At 69.6% G+C, this 18,228-nt stretch carries 9 protein-coding genes; 4 read left to right on the top strand and 5 right to left on the bottom strand.

The features are described from left to right. The first annotated feature begins 235 nt into the window (after positions 1–235). On the top strand, positions 236–7,807 hold the full coding sequence (locus AB0J46_RS51430) for an RHS repeat-associated core domain-containing protein (RefSeq protein WP_364344683.1): 7,572 nt from the start codon (positions 236–238) through the stop codon (positions 7,805–7,807). Positions 7,808–8,669: 862 nt separating this feature from the next. Here the strand turns inward: AB0J46_RS51430 and AB0J46_RS51425 are convergent. Then, the gene (locus tag AB0J46_RS51425) at positions 8,670–9,947 is read right to left on the bottom strand and encodes a serine hydrolase domain-containing protein (RefSeq protein ID WP_364344680.1); all 1,278 of its coding nucleotides are present in this window, start codon (positions 9,945–9,947) and stop codon (positions 8,670–8,672) included. 192 nt (positions 9,948–10,139) lie between these two features. Here AB0J46_RS51425 and AB0J46_RS51420 point away from each other — a divergent pair, with 192 nt between their 5' ends. Next, positions 10,140–11,213, top strand: coding sequence for a serine hydrolase domain-containing protein (locus AB0J46_RS51420; protein WP_364344677.1), 1,074 nt, complete (start codon positions 10,140–10,142; stop codon positions 11,211–11,213). A 77-nt stretch (positions 11,214–11,290) separates the two neighbouring features. On the opposite strand, the gene AB0J46_RS51415 is transcribed toward AB0J46_RS51420, so the two are convergent. Further along, positions 11,291–11,431 (bottom strand): hypothetical protein, encoded by a 141-nt coding sequence (locus AB0J46_RS51415; protein WP_352356170.1) that lies wholly within the window; start codon positions 11,429–11,431, stop codon positions 11,291–11,293. 226 nt (positions 11,432–11,657) lie between these two features. Here AB0J46_RS51415 and AB0J46_RS51410 point away from each other — a divergent pair, with 226 nt between their 5' ends. After that, a complete protein-coding gene (locus AB0J46_RS51410; RefSeq protein ID WP_364344674.1) occupies positions 11,658–12,986 on the top strand; it encodes a WD40 repeat domain-containing protein in 1,329 nt (442 codons plus the stop codon). Positions 12,987–13,032: 46 nt separating this feature from the next. Here the strand turns inward: AB0J46_RS51410 and AB0J46_RS51405 are convergent, their stop codons facing one another. After that, on the bottom strand, positions 13,033–13,641 hold the full coding sequence (locus AB0J46_RS51405) for a DUF6461 domain-containing protein (RefSeq protein ID WP_364344671.1): 609 nt from the start codon (positions 13,639–13,641) through the stop codon (positions 13,033–13,035). A gap of 161 nt (positions 13,642–13,802) precedes the next feature. Here AB0J46_RS51405 and AB0J46_RS51400 point away from each other — a divergent pair, with 161 nt between their 5' ends. After that, the gene (locus AB0J46_RS51400) at positions 13,803–14,009 is read left to right on the top strand and encodes a hypothetical protein (RefSeq protein ID WP_352356164.1); all 207 of its coding nucleotides are present in this window, start codon (positions 13,803–13,805) and stop codon (positions 14,007–14,009) included. Between the two features lie 337 nt (positions 14,010–14,346). Here AB0J46_RS51400 and AB0J46_RS51395 read toward each other — a convergent pair whose 3' ends face one another. Further along, complete coding sequence (locus tag AB0J46_RS51395) at positions 14,347–15,339, bottom strand: pyridoxal-phosphate dependent enzyme (RefSeq protein WP_364344668.1); 993 nt, start codon at positions 15,337–15,339, stop codon at positions 14,347–14,349. Next, a partial coding sequence (locus AB0J46_RS51390) for an MFS transporter (protein WP_364344665.1) occupies positions 15,336–18,228 on the bottom strand: 2,893 nt, incomplete at its 5' end. The genes AB0J46_RS51390 and AB0J46_RS51395, both read right to left, overlap by 4 nt.

The raw sequence follows: 18,228 nt of genomic DNA, 5'->3' as shown, positions 1-18,228 counted from the left end.
GGTGCCGGCCACTCGTGGAGCCGATGCGTGGACGCTTGCTTCGGTCACGCCGTGGTTGTACGCGAAGGTGACTGATGCCGGTGGGTCCAAGTTGATGCTGGGCGCCGAGATCGAGCATGACCCGGCCGTTCCGGCGCAGGGTACGGGGGTGATCTGGGCCGGTAAGGGGGCCACCGCCTACAATTCCGGCGGCAACGCCTGGGTGCAGGTACCGGCAGACAAGCTCGCCGATGGCATGAAGGTCCGTTGGCGGGTGCGCGGCGTCACCACCGCGGGTGCGGAAGGCGAGTGGTCGCCCTGGCAGACCGCCACCGTCGACCTGCGCAAGCCCAGCGTGGACGGCCTCGGCATGAACCCGGCGATCCGCGGCACCACCTCCTGGACGGCCGAGTCGCTGACGCCGTGGATGTACGCCAAGGTGACCGACCCGGAGAACCGGCCCGGGAAGCTCAACGTCGAAGTAGAGCACGACCCGGCCAAGACCGACCAGGGCACGGGCCTGATCTGGTCGGGCGCATCCGACAAGGAGTACGCCTCCGGCACCAACGCCTGGGCGGTCGTTCCCGCCGACAAGCTGACCGACGGCTGGCAGATCCGCTGGCGAGCGCGGGCCACCACCACCTCCGGCGTGTCCGGACCGTGGTCCACATGGGTGTACGCGACCGTAGCGGCATTACCCTTCGAGTCGTTCTCCCCGGCCAACAACGGCCAGGTAGGCACCTTGACGCCGGTTCTGTCCGCCAACGCGCGGCCCTTCAACAAGGGCGAGGTCAAGTACTGGTTCCAGATCTGCGCCGGCAGCGCGCCGAACTGGCGCTGGTGCAAGGACTCGGCGGAGAAGACCGAGGACTGGACCAAGGAAGGCACCTGGCAGGTCAACGACGCCCGGCTGAAGTGGGGCGAGACGTACTCGTGGATGGCCAAGGCCGCCACGACTTACACCACGGTGACGTCCTCATGGCGGACCTTCACCCCGATGCCCGAGCAGGGCAACATCAACGGGCTGCTGTCGGCCGGCACGCAGGGCCGCGAGTTCAACCACACCTCGGGCAACTTCGCGCATACCGCGACCGACGCCTCGGTGGCGGTGGTGGGACCGCCGCTGTCGGTGAGCCGTACCTACAACAGCCTGGACCCGCGCACCGACGGCATCTTCGGCGCAGGCTGGACCACCCGCTGGGACATGCGGATCGAGACCGAACCGACGGGCAGCCTGCTGGTGACCTACCCGGGTGGCGAGCAGATGCGGTTCGCGCCTTCGGGTAACGGCAACTACGCCCCTCCGCAGGGGACATTCGCGACGCTGGCCGCCGAGCAGGCCGGCGGCTGGCGATTGATGGACAAGTCGGCCACCTCCTACTGGTTCGACGCGTCCGGCCGCCTCACCAAGATCACTGATCACAGGAGCCGGGCGCAGCAGCTGACCCGGGGCACCGACGGCAAGCTGACCAAGGTGACCGCCGCCGGGGGCCGGTCGCTGACGTTCACCTGGGCCGGGAACCACGTGGCGAGCGTGTCCACCGACCCGGTGGACGGCCACCCGCTGACCTGGACCTACACCTACGAGGGCGACTTGCTGGTCAAGGTCTGCCCGCCGACCTCTGCGACCGCCTGCAACAGCTACTCCTACGGAACGGGCTCGCGCTACAAGAGCGTGATCACGGACTCCCGGCCTGAGTACTACTACCGGCTCAACGAGGCCGATACCCGCACCTACACCACCGTCACGAGCGCGGCAGGCTGGAACATCACCGAGGAGCAGGCCAAGCTGAACGGGAACACCCCAGCCGACCTCGGGGCCCAGGTTCCGGGCGCGCTGGCCGGGTCGCCGGACACGGCGATGCGTTTCAAGGGCGCGACGACTTCGACCTTCGTGCAGTTGCCACGAAACGCGATCAGCGGTCAGGGCGGAGAGCTGACGGTCGAAGCATGGTTCAAGACCACCGCCTCCGGCACGGTCATCGGCATGCAGAACACCGCTGACAACACCCCGTCGGCCTCCGCTCCGGTGGTGTACGTGGGCACGGACGGCAAGCTGCGCGGCCAGTTCTTCACCGGCCCGTCCACGATCGCGCAGGTCCCGATCACCTCCACCGGCGCGGTGAACGACGGGGCCTGGCATCACGTGGTGCTGTCGGCGACGGAGGCCAAGCCCGCCACGAGCTCGACCCGGGCGGAGCACACCCAGACGCTCTACCTGGACGGCATCGCCGTCGGCACGCTGGCAGGGGAGATCCAGTACGGCGACATGGCCGAGGCTCGGATCGGGTCTGGTCAGGGCTCGTCGGCCTGGCCGTTCACGACCAGCGCGGCCGCGATCTTCCCGTTCAACGGCGACATCGACGAGGTGGCGATCTACGGCAGGCCGCTCGGTGCGACTGCGGTGGCCCGGCACTTCGCGGCCGGCAAGCTGCAGCCGCAGTTGACGCAGGTGACGATGCCGTCCGGCCGGGCCTGGGTGGTCAACACCTACAACCAGGATGGTGGCCGGCTGGCCACGCAGATCGACGCCAACGGCGGCAAGTGGACCCTCGCGGAGCCGTCCTACGAGAAGCAGACGACGCTGTCGACGTTCATGACGGTGAAGGTGACCGACCCCCACGACGGGGTGGTCACCTACGTGGCGGACGCCCAGCGAGGGTATCGGCCGGTCTCGGAGACCGACCAGGTCGGCGCGACCACCAAGTGGGCATACGACGTGGGCGGGTTCCCGGCCAAGGTGATCGACGCCAACGGCAACGCGATCGAGGTGGCGTTCAACGAACGCGGGAACCTGCTGTCGAAGAAGACGTGCCGTGCCGCGGACAAGTGCCACACGGAGTACTACGACTACTTCGTAGATGTGGACAAACCGTTCGACCCGCGCAACGACGCGAAGGTCGGCCAGCGCGACGCCCGGTCGGGCTCGGCCACGGACGAGACGTACAAGACCTCGTGGACGTACAGCGCCTTCGGCGAGGAGCTCAAGGCCACGACGCCGGCGACCGACGGTTTCCCGGCCGGTCGCAGCGCGAACCACGCCTACACCGACGGCACCGAGCCGGCAGTCGGCGGCGGTACGACGCCTGCGGGCCTGGTGAAGTCGGCCAAGGACTTCAAGGGCAACGAGACCACGTTCGCCTACACGGCGGCCGGTGACCTGGCCAGTGAGACGTTGCCGTCCGGGCTGGTGAAGAAGTACACCTACGACGCGCTGGGCCGGATGACTGCCACGACGGAGATCTCCAAGGCGTTCCCCGCGGGGGTCACCAGCACGGTCGCCTACGACGGGCTGGGACGGGTGCTGACCAAGACCGGCCCGGCCGCCAAGAACGGCGTCGACGGCAAGACGCACACGTTGCGCCTGTCGACCGTCTACAACGACGACGGGCTGCCGGTCACCGAGACCAGCGAGGACCTGACCGGAGGGGACGCGCCGCGCAGGACGATCTACACCTACGACGCGTACGGCAGGCAGGAGACGATCACCGGGCCCGAGGGCGGCGTGCAGAAGTACGTCCACGACCGCAGGGGGCAGAAGACCTCCTCCACCGATGCGCGGGGCACCACGCTGGCCTACACCTACACCCCTCGTGGCGAGCCGGCCACGACGGTGCTGAAGGGGTGGACGAGCAGCCCGCTGGACTCGAAGCCGGCCACGGACGTGGTGATGGAGTCCTTCGCCTACGACCCGGCGGGCCGGGTGGCCTCGCAGACGGACGCTATGGGCCGCACCACTACCTACACCTATTACGCGGACAACCTGCCGTTGGAGGCGACCGCCAAGGGCGTGAAGCTGAACGGCTCCACCACGGGCCGGGACGTCGTTCTGGACTCGAGGGCGTATGACGCGGCCGGGCAACTGGTACGGCAGACCACCGGGGGCGGCACTCTCCGGATCGACGCGACGTTCGACGAGGCCGGGCGGAACACCTCGCTGGTGGTGGACCCGGAGAAGCTGGCGCGTAAGACAGCCTTCACCTACGACGCGAACAACAACGTGGTGAAGGTGACGCGGACCGCGGCCGGCACCGACCGGGCAGAGACCACGGAGTTCGCCTACGACGTGCTCAATCTGCCGGTCCGGCAGACCGTCCGTAACGAGGGCGCTGACCTGGTCACCACGCTGACCGTGGACGACCGTGGCCTGGTCACCGAAATGACCGACCCCCGAGGTAACGCCGTGGGCGCCACGCCGGCGGACTTCGCCTCGTCGCTGACCTACAACGAGCTCGGCCTGCCGACGCTCCTGCAGATGCCCGCCGTACAGGTGGAGCGTAACGGCGGGGCGGCGGCCACCCAGCGGCCGGTCTCGAAGCTGGGCTACAACGCCTTCGGTGAACGGACCCACCAGCAGGACCCGGAGGGCCGCGTCATGACGACGGCCTACGACCGGGCAGGACGGGCGATCACGCAGACCGCCCCGGCGTACACGCCGCCGGGCGGGCAGCCGATCACCCCGACCTCTACGAGCGAGTACGACGCCGCCGGACAACTGGTCAAGGCGACGGACCCGCGCGGACAGGTCACCACGGCCGTCTATGACGGGCTGGGCCGTAAGGTGCAGATGAACCAGCCCCAGGCGAGCGCCTCCTGGAGTTACGGCTTCGACCTGCTCGGCGAGCCGTTGTGGACGACCGACCCGACCGGGGCGCGCTCGGAGTCGACCTACGACGAGCTGGGGCGGCAGATCACGCTGACCACGATCGAGCGCAAGCCCACACCGGCCATCTACATCACCAAACAGGAGTACGACGACGCGGGACGCCTGGTGAAGACCACCCGCCCCACCGGGGACGTCTCGACCCGCGCCTACGACGCGACCGGTGCGATGGTCAAGCACACCGACGCGCTCGGGAACGCGACCACGTTCGGTTTCGACCTGGCCGGCCGGCCGGTGTCGACCACCAACCCTCTCGGGCTGACCTCGCAGGCCGTCTATGACCTGGCCGGGCGGAACACCGAGACACGGGAACTGGACGCGAACGGAGCGCTGCTCCGCGTTCGCAAGACCGGTTACGACTTGGCCGGGAACCCGGTCAGCTCCACCTCGGCGTCCGGGCACACCGTGGCCCGGACCTTCGACGCGGCCAACCGGCTCACGTCGTTGGTGGAACCCGTCTCGGCAACTGAGACGATCACCAGCTCGTTCGGCTACGACGCCGCGGGGGCGCAGACTCGCGCCACCAACGGTCGCGGGCACTCCACCTACACCAGCTACAACACCCTGGGCCTGGTGGAGTCGATGGTCGAACCGGCCACCGCCCAGCACGCGGAGCTGAAGGACCGAAGCTGGACGATGACCTACGACGCCAGCGGAAACCCCGTGGCCAGCCTCGCACCCGGCGGAGTGAAGGTGGAGCGGACCTTCGACGAGCTGAACAGGCTCGTCAAGCAGACCGGTTCAGGCGCGGAGGTGGAGACCGAGGCCAAGACGTTCGGCTACGACCTGGTCGGCCGCCTGACCAGTGCCAACGACCTGACCTTCACGCTGAACGACCGAGGCATGCTGTTGAAGACCAGCAGTACGGTCGCCGGTGACCAGAGCGTCTATGCCTACGATGCCGACAAGCGGCTCGTCGAGCGCGTCGACGGCACCGGCACGTCCACCTTCGTCTGGGACGACGCCGACCGGCTCACCCAGTCGGTGGACCCGGTCTCGGCCACGACCATCGGATACAGCTACGACAAGGCGAACCGCCTGGTCGGGATGTCGTACGGCGCCAACGGTGCTCGCCGCAGCTATGACTACGACGGGTTGAACCGCCTCACCAAGGACACGCTGACCACCTCGGCCGCGGCGCCGATCGCCTCCATCGAGTACGGCTACGACGTGGACGACAACATGACGTCCAAGACCACCACCGGCACCGCCGGGGCCGGCAACAACACCTACACCTACGACTGGGCCAACCGGCTCACCTCCTGGACCGGCCCGGACGGCACGAAGACCGACTACGGCTGGGACGCTGCAGGCAACCGCGTCAAGGCCGGCGACAAGACCTACACCTACGACGAGCGCGGCCGCCTCACCTCCGGCGACGGGCGGACCTACACCTACACCGCCCGCGGCACCCTGGCCGAGGAGGGCGGCGGCATGGTCCGCATCACCAAGTCCGACGCCTTCGACCGGATGGTGAGTGACGACGGCGTGACCTACGACTACGACGCCCTCGACCGGGTCGAGACCCGCGGCTACGGCGGCAAGACCCAGCGCATGACCTACGATGGCGTCAGCAACAACCTTGTCACCGTTACCGACACCGCCACCGGCAACAAGACCGCGATGTTCGGACGCGACGCCCTCGGCCGCACTCTCGGTCTGTCGGACGGCGCCGGCGCCCAGCTCGCCTTCTGCGACCTGAGGGGCGACCTCATCGGCGCGTTCACGGCCACCGGCACGGCACTGATCGACTCGGTTGCCTACAATCCGTTCGGCGAGGTCGTCTCACGCACCGGAGCCGCCCACACTCTCGGCTATCAGGGCGGCTACACCGACCCGAACAGCGGAAAGATCAACATGGCGGCCCGGTGGTACCAGCCCAACACGGGCAGCTTCGTCAGCCGCGACACGCTCACCCAGAGCCCCGACCCCAGCGTCCAGCTCAACCGCTACAGCTACGCCAACGACAATCCCCTCACCAACACGGACCCGACGGGGCACGCGACCAAGAAGCAGACCAAGAAGGCCAACGCCAAGAAGGACACCAAGAAGAACCTGACGCCCAAGCAGGAGTACGCCGCCTGCAAGAAGCAGAAGTTCAAGAACAAGAACGGGATCAACTGCGACGACGAGGAGAGCCTCGCCACCTTCTACAAGGACTGTAAGAAGGGGTACAACGCATACGGCGACGCGGCCGACGCCTGCAAGGGCGCCTACAGCCAGCTCAGCCAGTGCTACTTCAAGAGCGGGAAATATCAGACGTGTGAGAACAAGGCGGTCGAGAAGGCCTGCAGTGATCGCCCAGGCAAGGGCACGGACTACTGCCATGGGGCGATGCCCGGCTACAAGGCCTGCCGCAAGGGGGACATCGATCGGTCGATCTGCATCGAGGGCACACACGAGTACGGAGTCTGCCGAGGGACGACTGACGACACCGGCCCGAACAAGGGGGTCTGCGCCGAGGCCACCCGGGAGTACGAGGACTGCCGGCAGCAGGGCATGGACGCCGACCCCGTCTGCCACAAACTCCGTGATACCTATGTGCGCTGCAGGTCGACCGGCTCCATCGGGAACGCGAAGAAGAAGGAGAAGCGGTTCGAGCAGGACGCCGGTGAATGCGCCGGCGTCGCCGACCAGTACATGGAATGCGTGAAGGGCGGCCATGCGGCCTCTGACTGCGCCTACCTGGGCCTGATCCAGTCCGAGTGCCTGGCCAAAGAAAAGGGAACAGAAAAGCAGTGCGAGGGCCTAGCCGAGAAGTTCGCCTGGTGCCTGTCGAACCCGAAGCACAAGTACTGCGACGGCAAGCCGGACACCAAGTGTGTTCCCCAGGGGGCCGGTCAAGTGGTCGAGTGCACCGAATACTACTACGCGCCGGAAATGTGGCTAATGGAGAATGTGCTCGGTGATTGGGGAGGCGGACTGGGAACTCCTTGCGAGTTCAGTAGTCTCGTCACTCAGAATGAGAAAGCCGAAGCCATCTGTGGCCTAGCCGGACTGGTCGGGGATGCCATCGTGCAGAAGGGCATCGAATGGATCAACAGTAAGTGGTCCGATTTCCGCGACAAGTACCCGGGCTGTGGCGCCTGGGTCAGCTACACCAACACTGCTCGAACAGCCGGCACGTCCCTGTTGAACCCGAAGTTCAAGCCTGATTGTCATTGATGGCGAATCGATCGGACAGGGAATCCAGGAGCGGCGTGCGGCCGCTCCTGGTGATGCTGTGCCTCGTCGGCGTGCTGACGGTGGTGCTGGCCGGATCGGCGGCCGCCGAGCGACCGATGTTCGAAAGGTGCCGTGGCGTGCATTCCGGGTCCCCTGAATGCGCGCAGGCGCGTGTCATGGTGTCCGAATGTCAGCAGAGGTCTGCACATCGGGAAGAGTCCGTCTGCAAAGGTGCACGCCGCGTCGTCGACCGATGTATGCGCCTGGATGTGAAGGGGGCGGGATCGTCCACGTGTGCAGTTCTCACCGTGGATTATCTGAGTTGCGTCGAGCAGGATCTCTCTCCTCTGTCATGCCAAGAGCTGGGCACGGTCTTTCTCGACTGCATGCAACAGCTGGGGATGACGGAGAGGGGGTGCCGGGCGGACTGGCGGGAACTGGTCGAATGTAAAAAGCGCGGCCTCGACCCCGAGCTGTGCCCGGTAACCGGAAATCCCAGACCTTGGCGTGTTCGCCCAGGCGAGGAGCTCGGAGGACCGGGCGGGCGCTCATGAACCCCGCAGGGGCGCGGGCCGTTGCGGAGGTGGGCGTCCGCGGGCTGAACAGGCGGCTCTGCGGTACTCACTGATCAGTCCTGTGCCGATCCTTCGGTGGTGGGCCCGGCGCCTTTCTTCACCGAGCGTCCGTCTGCCTGCGGTGTGCGGCACCCACCAAAACGTGCCTTGGCCGGCGCGCTCGCCGGGGTTGGTACGGCGCTTCACGTGCGGATTCTGTGCTGCTTCACGTAGTACGGCTGCTGCGGTGGCCCGCACCGCTGTCGCGGGCGGGCGCGTTGCAGGAGTCGGTCGACCGCGAGCTTTCGTCAGAGGTAGGTGCCGTACAGGTCTGTGGTGGGCCAGGTGGTCACCGCGTTGGCGGCCTTGTGGAGGGCCGGGTCGATGTCGGCGTAGCTCAGGCCGGAGGCGTCGTCGCGCTGGTTGAAGAGCGCGGCCCAGGTCAGCCCGTCATACCGGCGCACCAGGAGGGTGTAGGTGCCGGGGAGGCTGCCGGTGTGCCAGGTGTTGCGGCCGCCGGTGACGTTGCGGACCGACCAGCCGCAGCCGTACCACCAGCCGTCGCCGTTGACGCCGGTCTCGGGTTGGGCGAAGGCCCGGGAGATCGACGTCGAGGTGAGCACGGAGCCGGCGGCGTCGAAGATCCCGGCGAAGCGCACCAGGTCGACCGCCGTTGCCAGCCAGCCGCCGTGCGCGTCCATGTTCTCCAGGTTGAACGAACCGTACGGAGCCGGGACGGACGTGCCGGAGGCGTCGAACACCGTCTTTCCCGTGTACTTCGAGACGTACGGCACCTCGCCGGTGACGGCGCCGGCCTTGAGCGTGCGCCCGAGCCTCATCCGGGTGATCCCGCGCGGCCCGAGGATCTTCTGCTGCACGTACGTGCCGTACGGCATGCCGCTGACCTTCTCGATGATCCGGCCGAGCAGCAGGTAGTCGTAGTTGGCGTAGGCGTACGTGCTGCCGGGGTCGTGGTCCAGGGGCAGGCCGCTGGCGTACCGCATGATGTCGGCCTGGCGGACGGGCAGCGCCGAGCCGAGCGCCCTGGAGACCGCCAGGTCGCTGAACATGGGGTCGGCCGTGATGGAGGAGTCCCAGCCGCCCAGGTGCTGCAGCAGCCTGAGGACGGTCACGTCCTTCAGCCGGGGATCCACCGTCTTGCCGGACGGCGGCGTCAGGGGGAGCAGGTCGGGCAGCCGGTCGGTGAGCTTGAGCTTGCCGTCCTGCACCAGCTTGAGGACGGCCGCGCCGGTGATGGGCTTGCTCAGGCTGGCGATCCGGAACAACGAGGTCGGCTGGGTCTTCAGGGTGGTGCTGGTCGTCCACGTGTAGCCGCGGGCCAGGACGAGCTTGCCCTTGCGGGTGACGGCGAGCGATCCGCAGGAGAGGTTGCGGGCCTGCATGAAAGCCTTCATCGTGCTGTCGAAGCTGCCCAGCCCGGCTCCCAGGGTTCCGGTCGTCTTCCACGTCCCGGCGGCGGCGTCCGCCCTGCCCGGCTGACCGGCGACGAGCCCGGCGCCGGCCAATCCGAGCCCGGCCAGGCCCATCGTCCGGCCGAAATCGCGTCGGGTCAGCCTGTCAGGCATCTGTCTTCCTCCTTGATCGAACAAAACACCACCGGGCAAACTACCTCAAACGTCGCCGCTGGTGGCGCAGACCGCCCGAGCCGGGCGTGGTAGGGCAGTCCCCACCATCCGGACACCGGGCGGCATGATCGATTCCGGCGCTCGGCAGCCACAGGATGGGCACATCACCTCATCTAGGGAGTTGCCGAGAACATGCGTAAGTATCTTGCCGCAGCTGCAGCCGCCGTCGTCCTGCTGGGCGCCGCGTCCCCGGCGCTGGCCGCCGCCAAGCCGTCGTCGCCCACCTTGCAGCAGCAGCTTGACCGGTTGACCCAGCAGGACGGGCTGGCGGGTGCGCTGGTGTCGGTGCGTGAGCCCGACGGCCGGGTCAGGACGTGGACGTCCGGCGTCGCCGAGCGCGGCTCTGAACGGCCGATGGTCGGCGCGGACGCGCACTTCCGCATCGCCAGCGTGACCAAGTCGGTTGTCGCGGCCACCGCGGTGCGCCTGGCGGACCAGGGCAAGATCGATCTGGACGCCCAGGCGGAGCGGTACGCGCCCGGTCTGCTCGACGGCAGGCCGATCACCGTGCGGCAACTGCTGACGCACACCAGCGGCCTGCCCGAGTACCTGATGCTGATCGACCCGGCGCGCCTCGGCACCGACGCCGACGCCGACTTCCTGCGCCTGGCCCTGGACGCCGAGCCCACCGGCGAACCCGGCGAGAAGTGGGCCTACTCCAACACGAACTACCTGGTGGCCGGCATGCTCATCCAGAAGGTCACCGGCAAGGACTTCCGGACGGTCACCCGCCAGGGCGTCCTGAAGAACCTGCGCCACACCTACTGGCCGCGTCAGAACGAGCTGGACGTCCGCGGCAGGCACGCCCACACCTACGGCGTGAACCCGTTCGACCCGAAGAGCCAGGGCAAGGTGGTCGACACGACCCTGGAGCCCGGCTACCTCTTCGGCGCCTCTGGCGGCCTGATCTCCACCCCCGACGACCTGAACCGCTTCTGGCAGTCCCTGCCCGCCTCCACGATCAAGACCATGCTCGCCCGGACCGTCCCCGCCAACGACCCGCCGAAGGCCGACTACGGCCTGGGCGTCTACTCCTACCCGTTCGCCTGCGGCCCGGCCTGGATGCACGACGGCGGCCTGCCCGGCACCCGCGTCCTCAGCGGCCGCGACCGCTCGGGCCGCGCCGTCACCCTCTACGTGACCGGCACCCCGAAGAGCGACGCGCACATCTTCGAAGCCTTCGGCACCGCCCTGTGCGGCAGGTAGCCGGGCCCGTCGGGGGAGCCGTCACGGGCGGGAGCCCGGTTCAGGCCGGCTGCCTCCTTCGCCTCGCGCCACCGGCGTCAACGGCGCAGGAGCAGGCGCAGCAGGCGTAGTGCCCGGGAGCGGCGGGCCGAGTCGGCCGAGAACATGTAGATCATGGCGGGGAGTGTCACCAGCGCGGCGCTCGTCACGACCAGTGCGGCGAGATGGGGCAGCATCATGGAGCTTCCCTTCGAGAATTCGGCATCGCCTCGGCCGGTGCCGAGGGCGCGATATCAGGATGGGGCGCGCCGAAGTGCCGTTGACAATCTGTGCCAAGGTCATACGCGATCCGATGAACCCGTACATCGGCTGACAGAAACTGACAGTTCCCGCCCGGATGGCGATGTGCACGGATCCGTCACGGGTGGGTTTGGTTCTCCGGGATTCAGGAATCCTGACATCACCATGTCTCCGCAAGCCCCCCTGCCGGAGGATCCCCTGGCCGTTCTGCGGGAACGGCTGCGGGACCTGCATCTCCACGCGGGCGAGCCCAGCAGCCGGGCTCTGGCCAGGCAGACGGGCGCGATGAGCCACTCCACTGCGCACGGGGTGATCCGCTGCGTCAACCTGCCTCGATGGGGCAACCTGGAGCTCGTGGTGGAGGCGTTGCAGGGCGACGTCACGGAGTTCAAGGCACTGTGGATCGCCGCCCACGACATGCGTTCGCAGCGCGGTCGCCCGCTGGATCCCGAAACCGGGCCCACGGCCCGGACGGAGGACCCCCGGGGGCCGGCCTCCGATCCACTGCACGAGCTGTACCGGCCCGTGGATGAGGCGAGGGCGGAAGGTCACTCCGGCGCCGTCTGGTCGGTGGCCTTCCATCCGGACGGGCGCATCCTGGCCAGCGGCGGCGGCGACGGGACCGTGCGGCTGTGGGACACGGTGACGGGCGGGCCGTGGCGGGAGCCTCTGCTGGGCCACACGGGTGCCGTCGTGGCGGTGGCCTTCCATCCCGATGGGGATCTGGTGGCCAGTGGCGGCAGCGACAAGACGGTACGCCTGTGGACGATCGACGGGCTGCGACCGGTGGGTGAACCGTTGCACGGCCATGCCGGCACTGTCTGGTCGGTGGCCTTCCACCCGAACGGGCACGTCCTGGCCAGCGGCGGCATCGACGGCACCGTGAGGTTGTGGGACACCACTACGGGACGTCCGTTGCGGGGTCCGCTGATCGACCATGACGGCGCCGGCTGGGCCCTCGCCTTCGACCTTGACGGACACCTGCTGGCCAACGGAGGGGACGACGGCATGGTCCGGTTGTGGAACACGACGTCCGGGCAGCCGGTCAGTGAGCCGTTGGCAGGTCACAGCGGCGCGGTCGTGACGGTGGCCTTCCACCCGGACGGGCACGTCCTGGCCAGCGGCGGCGACGACGAGACGGTGCGGTTGTGGGATCCCGCGTCGGGACGCGCCACGGCGGCCCCCTTCGTCGGCCACATCGGCCCGGTCCGGTCGGTGGCCTTCCACCCGGGAGCGGACTTGGTGGCCAGCGCCGGCGATGACGGGTTGGTCCGGTTGTGGCAGCTCGATTCCGGAAAGCAGGTGGGGCGGCCTCTCGACGGCCACACCGGTCCCGTCCGGGCCATCGCCTTCCACCCGCACGGGCATCTGCTCGCCACCGCGGGCGCCGACAGGAAGGTGCGGTTGTGGGAGAGCACTCAGCCGCCCGACCACCGAGTGCTGTACCGGCGCATCGACAACCTGCACGCCCGTTTACGCGGGTCGAATCCATAGAGGCGGTCGCCGGGCGAACGCGCCGCGATCCGTACCGAGGTGGTGATCATTCGTTTCTGATCACGGAGGCGAGGAATCGCATCTCCAGCATGCTCTGGGAGAAGGCGACGCCGGTGAGCTTCTTCGCCAGCGCGAACGATCGCTGGAAGGGGGCGTGGAGGCCCGGGCCTTCCCACTCGTGGTTGGGATCCAGCCCTACCTCCCACATCTCCAGAAACAACCGGTCGGGCTCACTGCCCATGCGCGCGTGCGGAGAGAGCTGGTTGAAGCAGGTGATCTCTTCGCCGTCGATCGCATAGGTGAAGGAGTCGTCGGCGTGGAGATTTCGGCTGATCGACACGACCTCGGTCCCTTGGGAGAGAGCCGGCAGCAGGCAGTTGAAAGCGCCTGATCCTGTCCAGAGTTGGACGAGCACCGTCCAGCCCGCCGTCTCGAGTGCGCCCACGTAGTCACTGCGCAGGTCGTCGGCGTCGATGCACTCCACCGTTCGTTCCTGGAGACCGTCGAAGGTCACCTGCTCGATGTCGCCGGGCCCTGCGCCGAGGCGGGTCAGCGCTTCGCGAGGGGTGAGGGACCGGGCGAAGGACACACACGAGACGTCATAGAACGGGCCGTACGTGGCCAGCCAGTCGAACTCCTTGTACGCGTCTCTCACGTCAGCGCTCCCATGATCAGTTGCCGGACATCATCGCAATGATCTTTGAGAGACCCAGACGACCGGTCGGCGCTGGGAGCGGGTACCGAAAGAGCTGTTGCTGATGACAGGTGGCGGCAACGGTGCGACTGTGAAGGCAGGGCGACCTGCTGGAGGAGATCGTGGAACACCCCGAGCTGACCACGGACATGGTTCTCGCCGCCGTCCGGGATCACGGATTCGCGGCTTATGACGTCCTGGTCAAGGATTTCCCCTCGGAAGTGGTGGTCGCGGAGTTCACGAAGGCGGCCAGGTCGGGCTTCACCACCTTCGGCGTAGGGGTGCACCTGGCGTCGTTGACGGACAAGGGGCGGGAGCGTCTCGGGTAGGCACAGTCTGCGGAGTTCTGCGGGGCGCCGGATGCCGGGGTGACGGCACAACGGGCCGGGGCGGCGGGGCGGCGGGGCGGCGGGGCGGAGTGATCGTCCGACGTGGCGTGGTGACGGCGCTCGCGGGCGCCGCCACCGCAGCCACCGCAGCCACCGCAGCCACCACAGCCGTCACGCACCTCCGGCCTGCGGGTTCACCCACATCGGTGGGGGCGCGTGACGGAAGGCGCGAGCACATGCTCCACGCCAAAGCCAGTGGCTCTGGCACGGATCACGCGTTCCGCGCCAGTGGCACTGGCACGGAACACGTGCTTCGTCTAGGTGGCTCTGGCATGGATTACGTGCTTCGTGCCAGTGGCTCCTGGCTGGTTTCCGGGCTGATCGCGACGTTGCCGCCGGAGAGGATCGCGACGACCGGTCCCGGCGGCAGGTGCGCCTGGTGAGTGAGGTAGGCGGCGGTGGCCACCGCGCCGCTGGGTTCGGCGCGTTCCCCCAGATCCCGGTGAAGCAGGCCGGCGGCGGCGTCGATGGCGTCCTCGGTCACGGTCACCATGTCGTCCACGTACCGGTGGATGTGCTCCCATGCCAGGGCGCCCAGCACCGGCGCGCGCAGGCCGTCGGCCCGCGTGCGGTAGGTCAGCTCCACCGGCCACGCCGTGCGCGTGCCCGACCGGAAGCTGGCCGTCCCGTCGGCGGCCAGCTCGGGCTCGACGCCGATCACCCGGATCGCCGGGTCGGCGGCCTTGACGGCGACCGCGATCCCGGCCAGCAGGCCGCCGTTGCAGACGGGCACCAGGACGGTCCCCGCGTCCGGCAGGTCCAGGCAGATCTCGGTGCCGGCGCTGCCGTGCCCGGCGATGACGTCGAACGCGTCGGAGCCGATCACCGTCGCGCCGAACCGGTCGGCCAGCGCCAGGCACGCCTCCTCCCGCAGCGCGGGCGGGACGATCACCACCTCCGCGCCGAGCCGGCGCGCGGCGCTCACCTTCAGCTCGGGCGCCGTGTCCGGCAGGACGACGGTCGCCCGCACCCCGTGCTCGGCGGCGGCGTAGGCGATGGCCTGGGCGTGGTTGCCCGACGACTGCGCCACCACGTGCCGGACGCCGCGCCCGGCCAGCCGGCCCACGGCGTTGACCGCGCCGCGCACCTTGAAGGAGCGGGTGGGCTGCCGGTTCTCCGGTTTGACCCAGAGCCGTTCGCCGGGCAGCCGCAGCAGCGGCGTGCGCCGGACGTACGGCGCGATGCGGTCACCGGCCGCCCGGACGTCGGCCGCGGTGACCAGCCGTGCGCCCACCGCCTCCGTTTCCATGGGCTCAGCACCGTCGTTCATGCGCTCAGCACCCTCTCCTGGATGGCGTCCAGGTCGGCGGCGGCCTCCGAGGGCGGGGCGGCGTCCGGGACGAGGTCCTCCAGGTGGTGCAGCGGCCGGTGCCGGAGCCCCAGCAGCCCCCACAGCACCAGGAACACGCCGCTGGCCAGCAGCACCACCCCGGCGCCCCCGCCGGGCCCGCCGGCGAACCGTCCGGCCCAGTCCGCCAGCGGCCCGGCGGAGAGGAAGCCGATCGGCTGCATGGCCGTGGCGATCATGATGTTCACCGCGAGCACCCGCCCCTGCAGCTCCGGCCCGACCTTGACCTGGATGATCGACAGCCAGTGCGCGTTGCCGATGCTCATGCACGCCAGCCGGACGAACAATCCGGCCGCGACCAGCCACACGACCGGCCACACGCCCATCAGCACCACGCCGAGCCCGGACCCGACGACGAAACCGATCATGCCGGTCGCCCGTCGCCGGGTGCCGCCCCACACCAGCACCACGCCGGTGCCCACGGCCGCGCCGACGCCGCCGACGGCGGTCACCGCGCCGAGGTCGGCCGAGTCGCCGATGGCCAGCACGACCGGAGTGACCAGCACCCACATCAGCGCGGTGCAGAAGTTGACCACCGCGAAGTAGAGCGCCATCACCAGCAGCGGACGCCGCCGGCGCAGGAACCGCCACCCGCCGGTGAGCGCCGCCGTGAACGTCTCCTCGCGCCGGTGGAACAGCCGGTCGGGGAAGCGCACCAGCAGCAGCGTCAGCACGCCGACCGCGAACGTGGCCACGTCCACGGCCACCACCGCCGACAGCCCGAACAGGCCGATCAGCGCGCCGCCAGCGAGCGGCGCGACCACGTTGCCCGCGCCGAAGCCCACGTTCGCCAGCGCGTTGGCCTGCGGCAGGTACGGCTTGGGCACCAGCTGCGCGATCGCCGCCAGCCAGGCGGGCTGCTGGAACGCCGACACGACCGAGGTCACGCCCACGATGAGGCAGACGTTCCAGAACTCCAGCCGATCGGTGGTCAGCAGCAGCACCAGCGCCACCATGGCGATCCCGGACAGCGCGTCGCAGGCCAGCATGATCTTGCGCCGGTCCACCCGGTCGGCCAGCGCGCCGCCCAGCGGGGTGAGCAGCACGGCCGGGATCTGCGCCAGCATCGTGACCAGCGCGAGGTCCAGGATCTCGCCGCTGCGCTGGTAGGCCCACACGCCGAGCGCGAACGAGCTCAGCGCCGTGCCCAGCGCCGAGACGATCTGCCCGCCCGCGACGGTGTAGAAGGACCCCAGTCTGGTGCGTTCGGGCGGGCGCACCGGATCGGGCAGCGTTCCGGCCGCCCAGCGGGTCAGGTGCGCCAGCACGACGGCGGCCAGCGGCTCGGCCTGGTGGCGCAGGAAGTAGTGGCCGGCCCTGGGCAGCACGGCCCGCTCCACCCGCGGCGCGAACGCCGCCCACTCGGTGTAGCGCTCCTCGTGCAGCTCGGTAGCGCGGTCGCGCTCCCCGACCAGGCTCAGGATCGGGGCGCGCAGCGGTGTGCCCTCGCCGGCCAGCTCCTGGCCGAACCACTCCTGCGCCTGGTCGGCGTCGTGCCGCATGGCCCGTACGGCGGTGCGTTTGGCGGCCTCGTCCATGTCGTCGAGCAGCCCGCCGGAGGCACGCAGCGCGTCGCGGAACATCCGGTCGGACACCCAGCGGTCGCCGCCGAACAGCCGCCTGACCATTCCGGGCAGCCGCGCGGCCGGGAAGCTGGCGGCGGCGATCACGCCCAGCACGGGCACGCCGTCGGCCTCCAGCTTGCGCGCGAGCGCGACGGCGGGCGCGGAGCCCACGCAGTGGCCGTAGATCGCGACCGGGCCGGACGCGGTCGCCGCCACCTCGGCGGCCAGCACGTCCACCAGCTCCTCCAGGGGCAGCGGCAGCTCGTCGGGGCGGGCGGGGTCGTGGCCGGGCAGCTCGGCGGAGAGCACCTCGACCCGGTCGCCCAGCGCCTGGGCCAGCGGCTGGTAGACCGCCGCGGACCCGCCGCCGTACGGCACGCAGAGCAGGGTGAACTCGCTGGCCGGGCCGCCGCCCAGCCGGTGCAGCAGCCCGCCGCCGCCGTCCTGGCCGAGGAAGGCGGCCAGCTGGGCGACGGTCGGCCGGGTGAACAGGTCGATCACGCGCAGGCCGCGGCCGATCTCCTTGACCGCGCGGACGGCGGCGAAGGAGTCGCCGCCGAGGGCGAAGAAGTCGTCGCCCGCGCCGACCCGCTCGACGCCGAGCACCCGGGCGAAGGCCCCGGCGACCAGCTCCTCGTTCGGCGTCGAGGGCGCCGCGTAGGCGGCCTGCTCGGCCACCGGCTCGGGCAGGGCGGCCCGGTCGATCTTCCCGTTCGGGTTGAGCGGAAGCCGGTCGAGGGCGACGACGTGCGCCGGGACCATGTAGTCGGGCAGCCGTTCACGCAGCGCCGAGCGCACGGCCGCGGCCTCCACGGTCGCGGGCGTCACCCACGCGGCGAGCTGCCTGGCCTTGCCCTCGCCGACGGGCAGCACCACGGCCTCGGCGACCTGGGGCAGCGCCCGCAGCGCGGTGGTGACCTCGCCCAGCTCCACCCGGTAGCCGCGGACCTTGACCTGGTCGTCGACCCGGCCGCGGAACTCGATCCGCCCGTCGGTGGTCAGGCGCAGCAGGTCGCCGCTGCGGTAGCAGCGCCCGTCGCCGGTCAGCGGGTCCGGGACGAACCGCTCGGCGGTCAGCTCGGGCCGGCCGATGTAGCCGCGGGTGACACCGGGCCCGCCGACGACCAGCTCGCCGGGCACGCCGGGCGGCGCCGGCCGCATTGCGGCGTCCACGAGGTGGCCGTACACGCCGGGCAGCGGACGGCCCAGCGGCACGATGCCGGTCCGCCGGTCGGCGGGGATCTCC

Origin of the sequence: Nonomuraea sp. NPDC049758 (genome assembly GCF_040674635.1) — a bacterium.
Lineage (GTDB): Bacteria > Actinomycetota > Actinomycetes > Streptosporangiales > Streptosporangiaceae > Nonomuraea.
The sequence above is the reverse complement of the archived record's forward strand: the minus strand, read 5'-3'. Positions and strand labels throughout refer to the sequence as shown.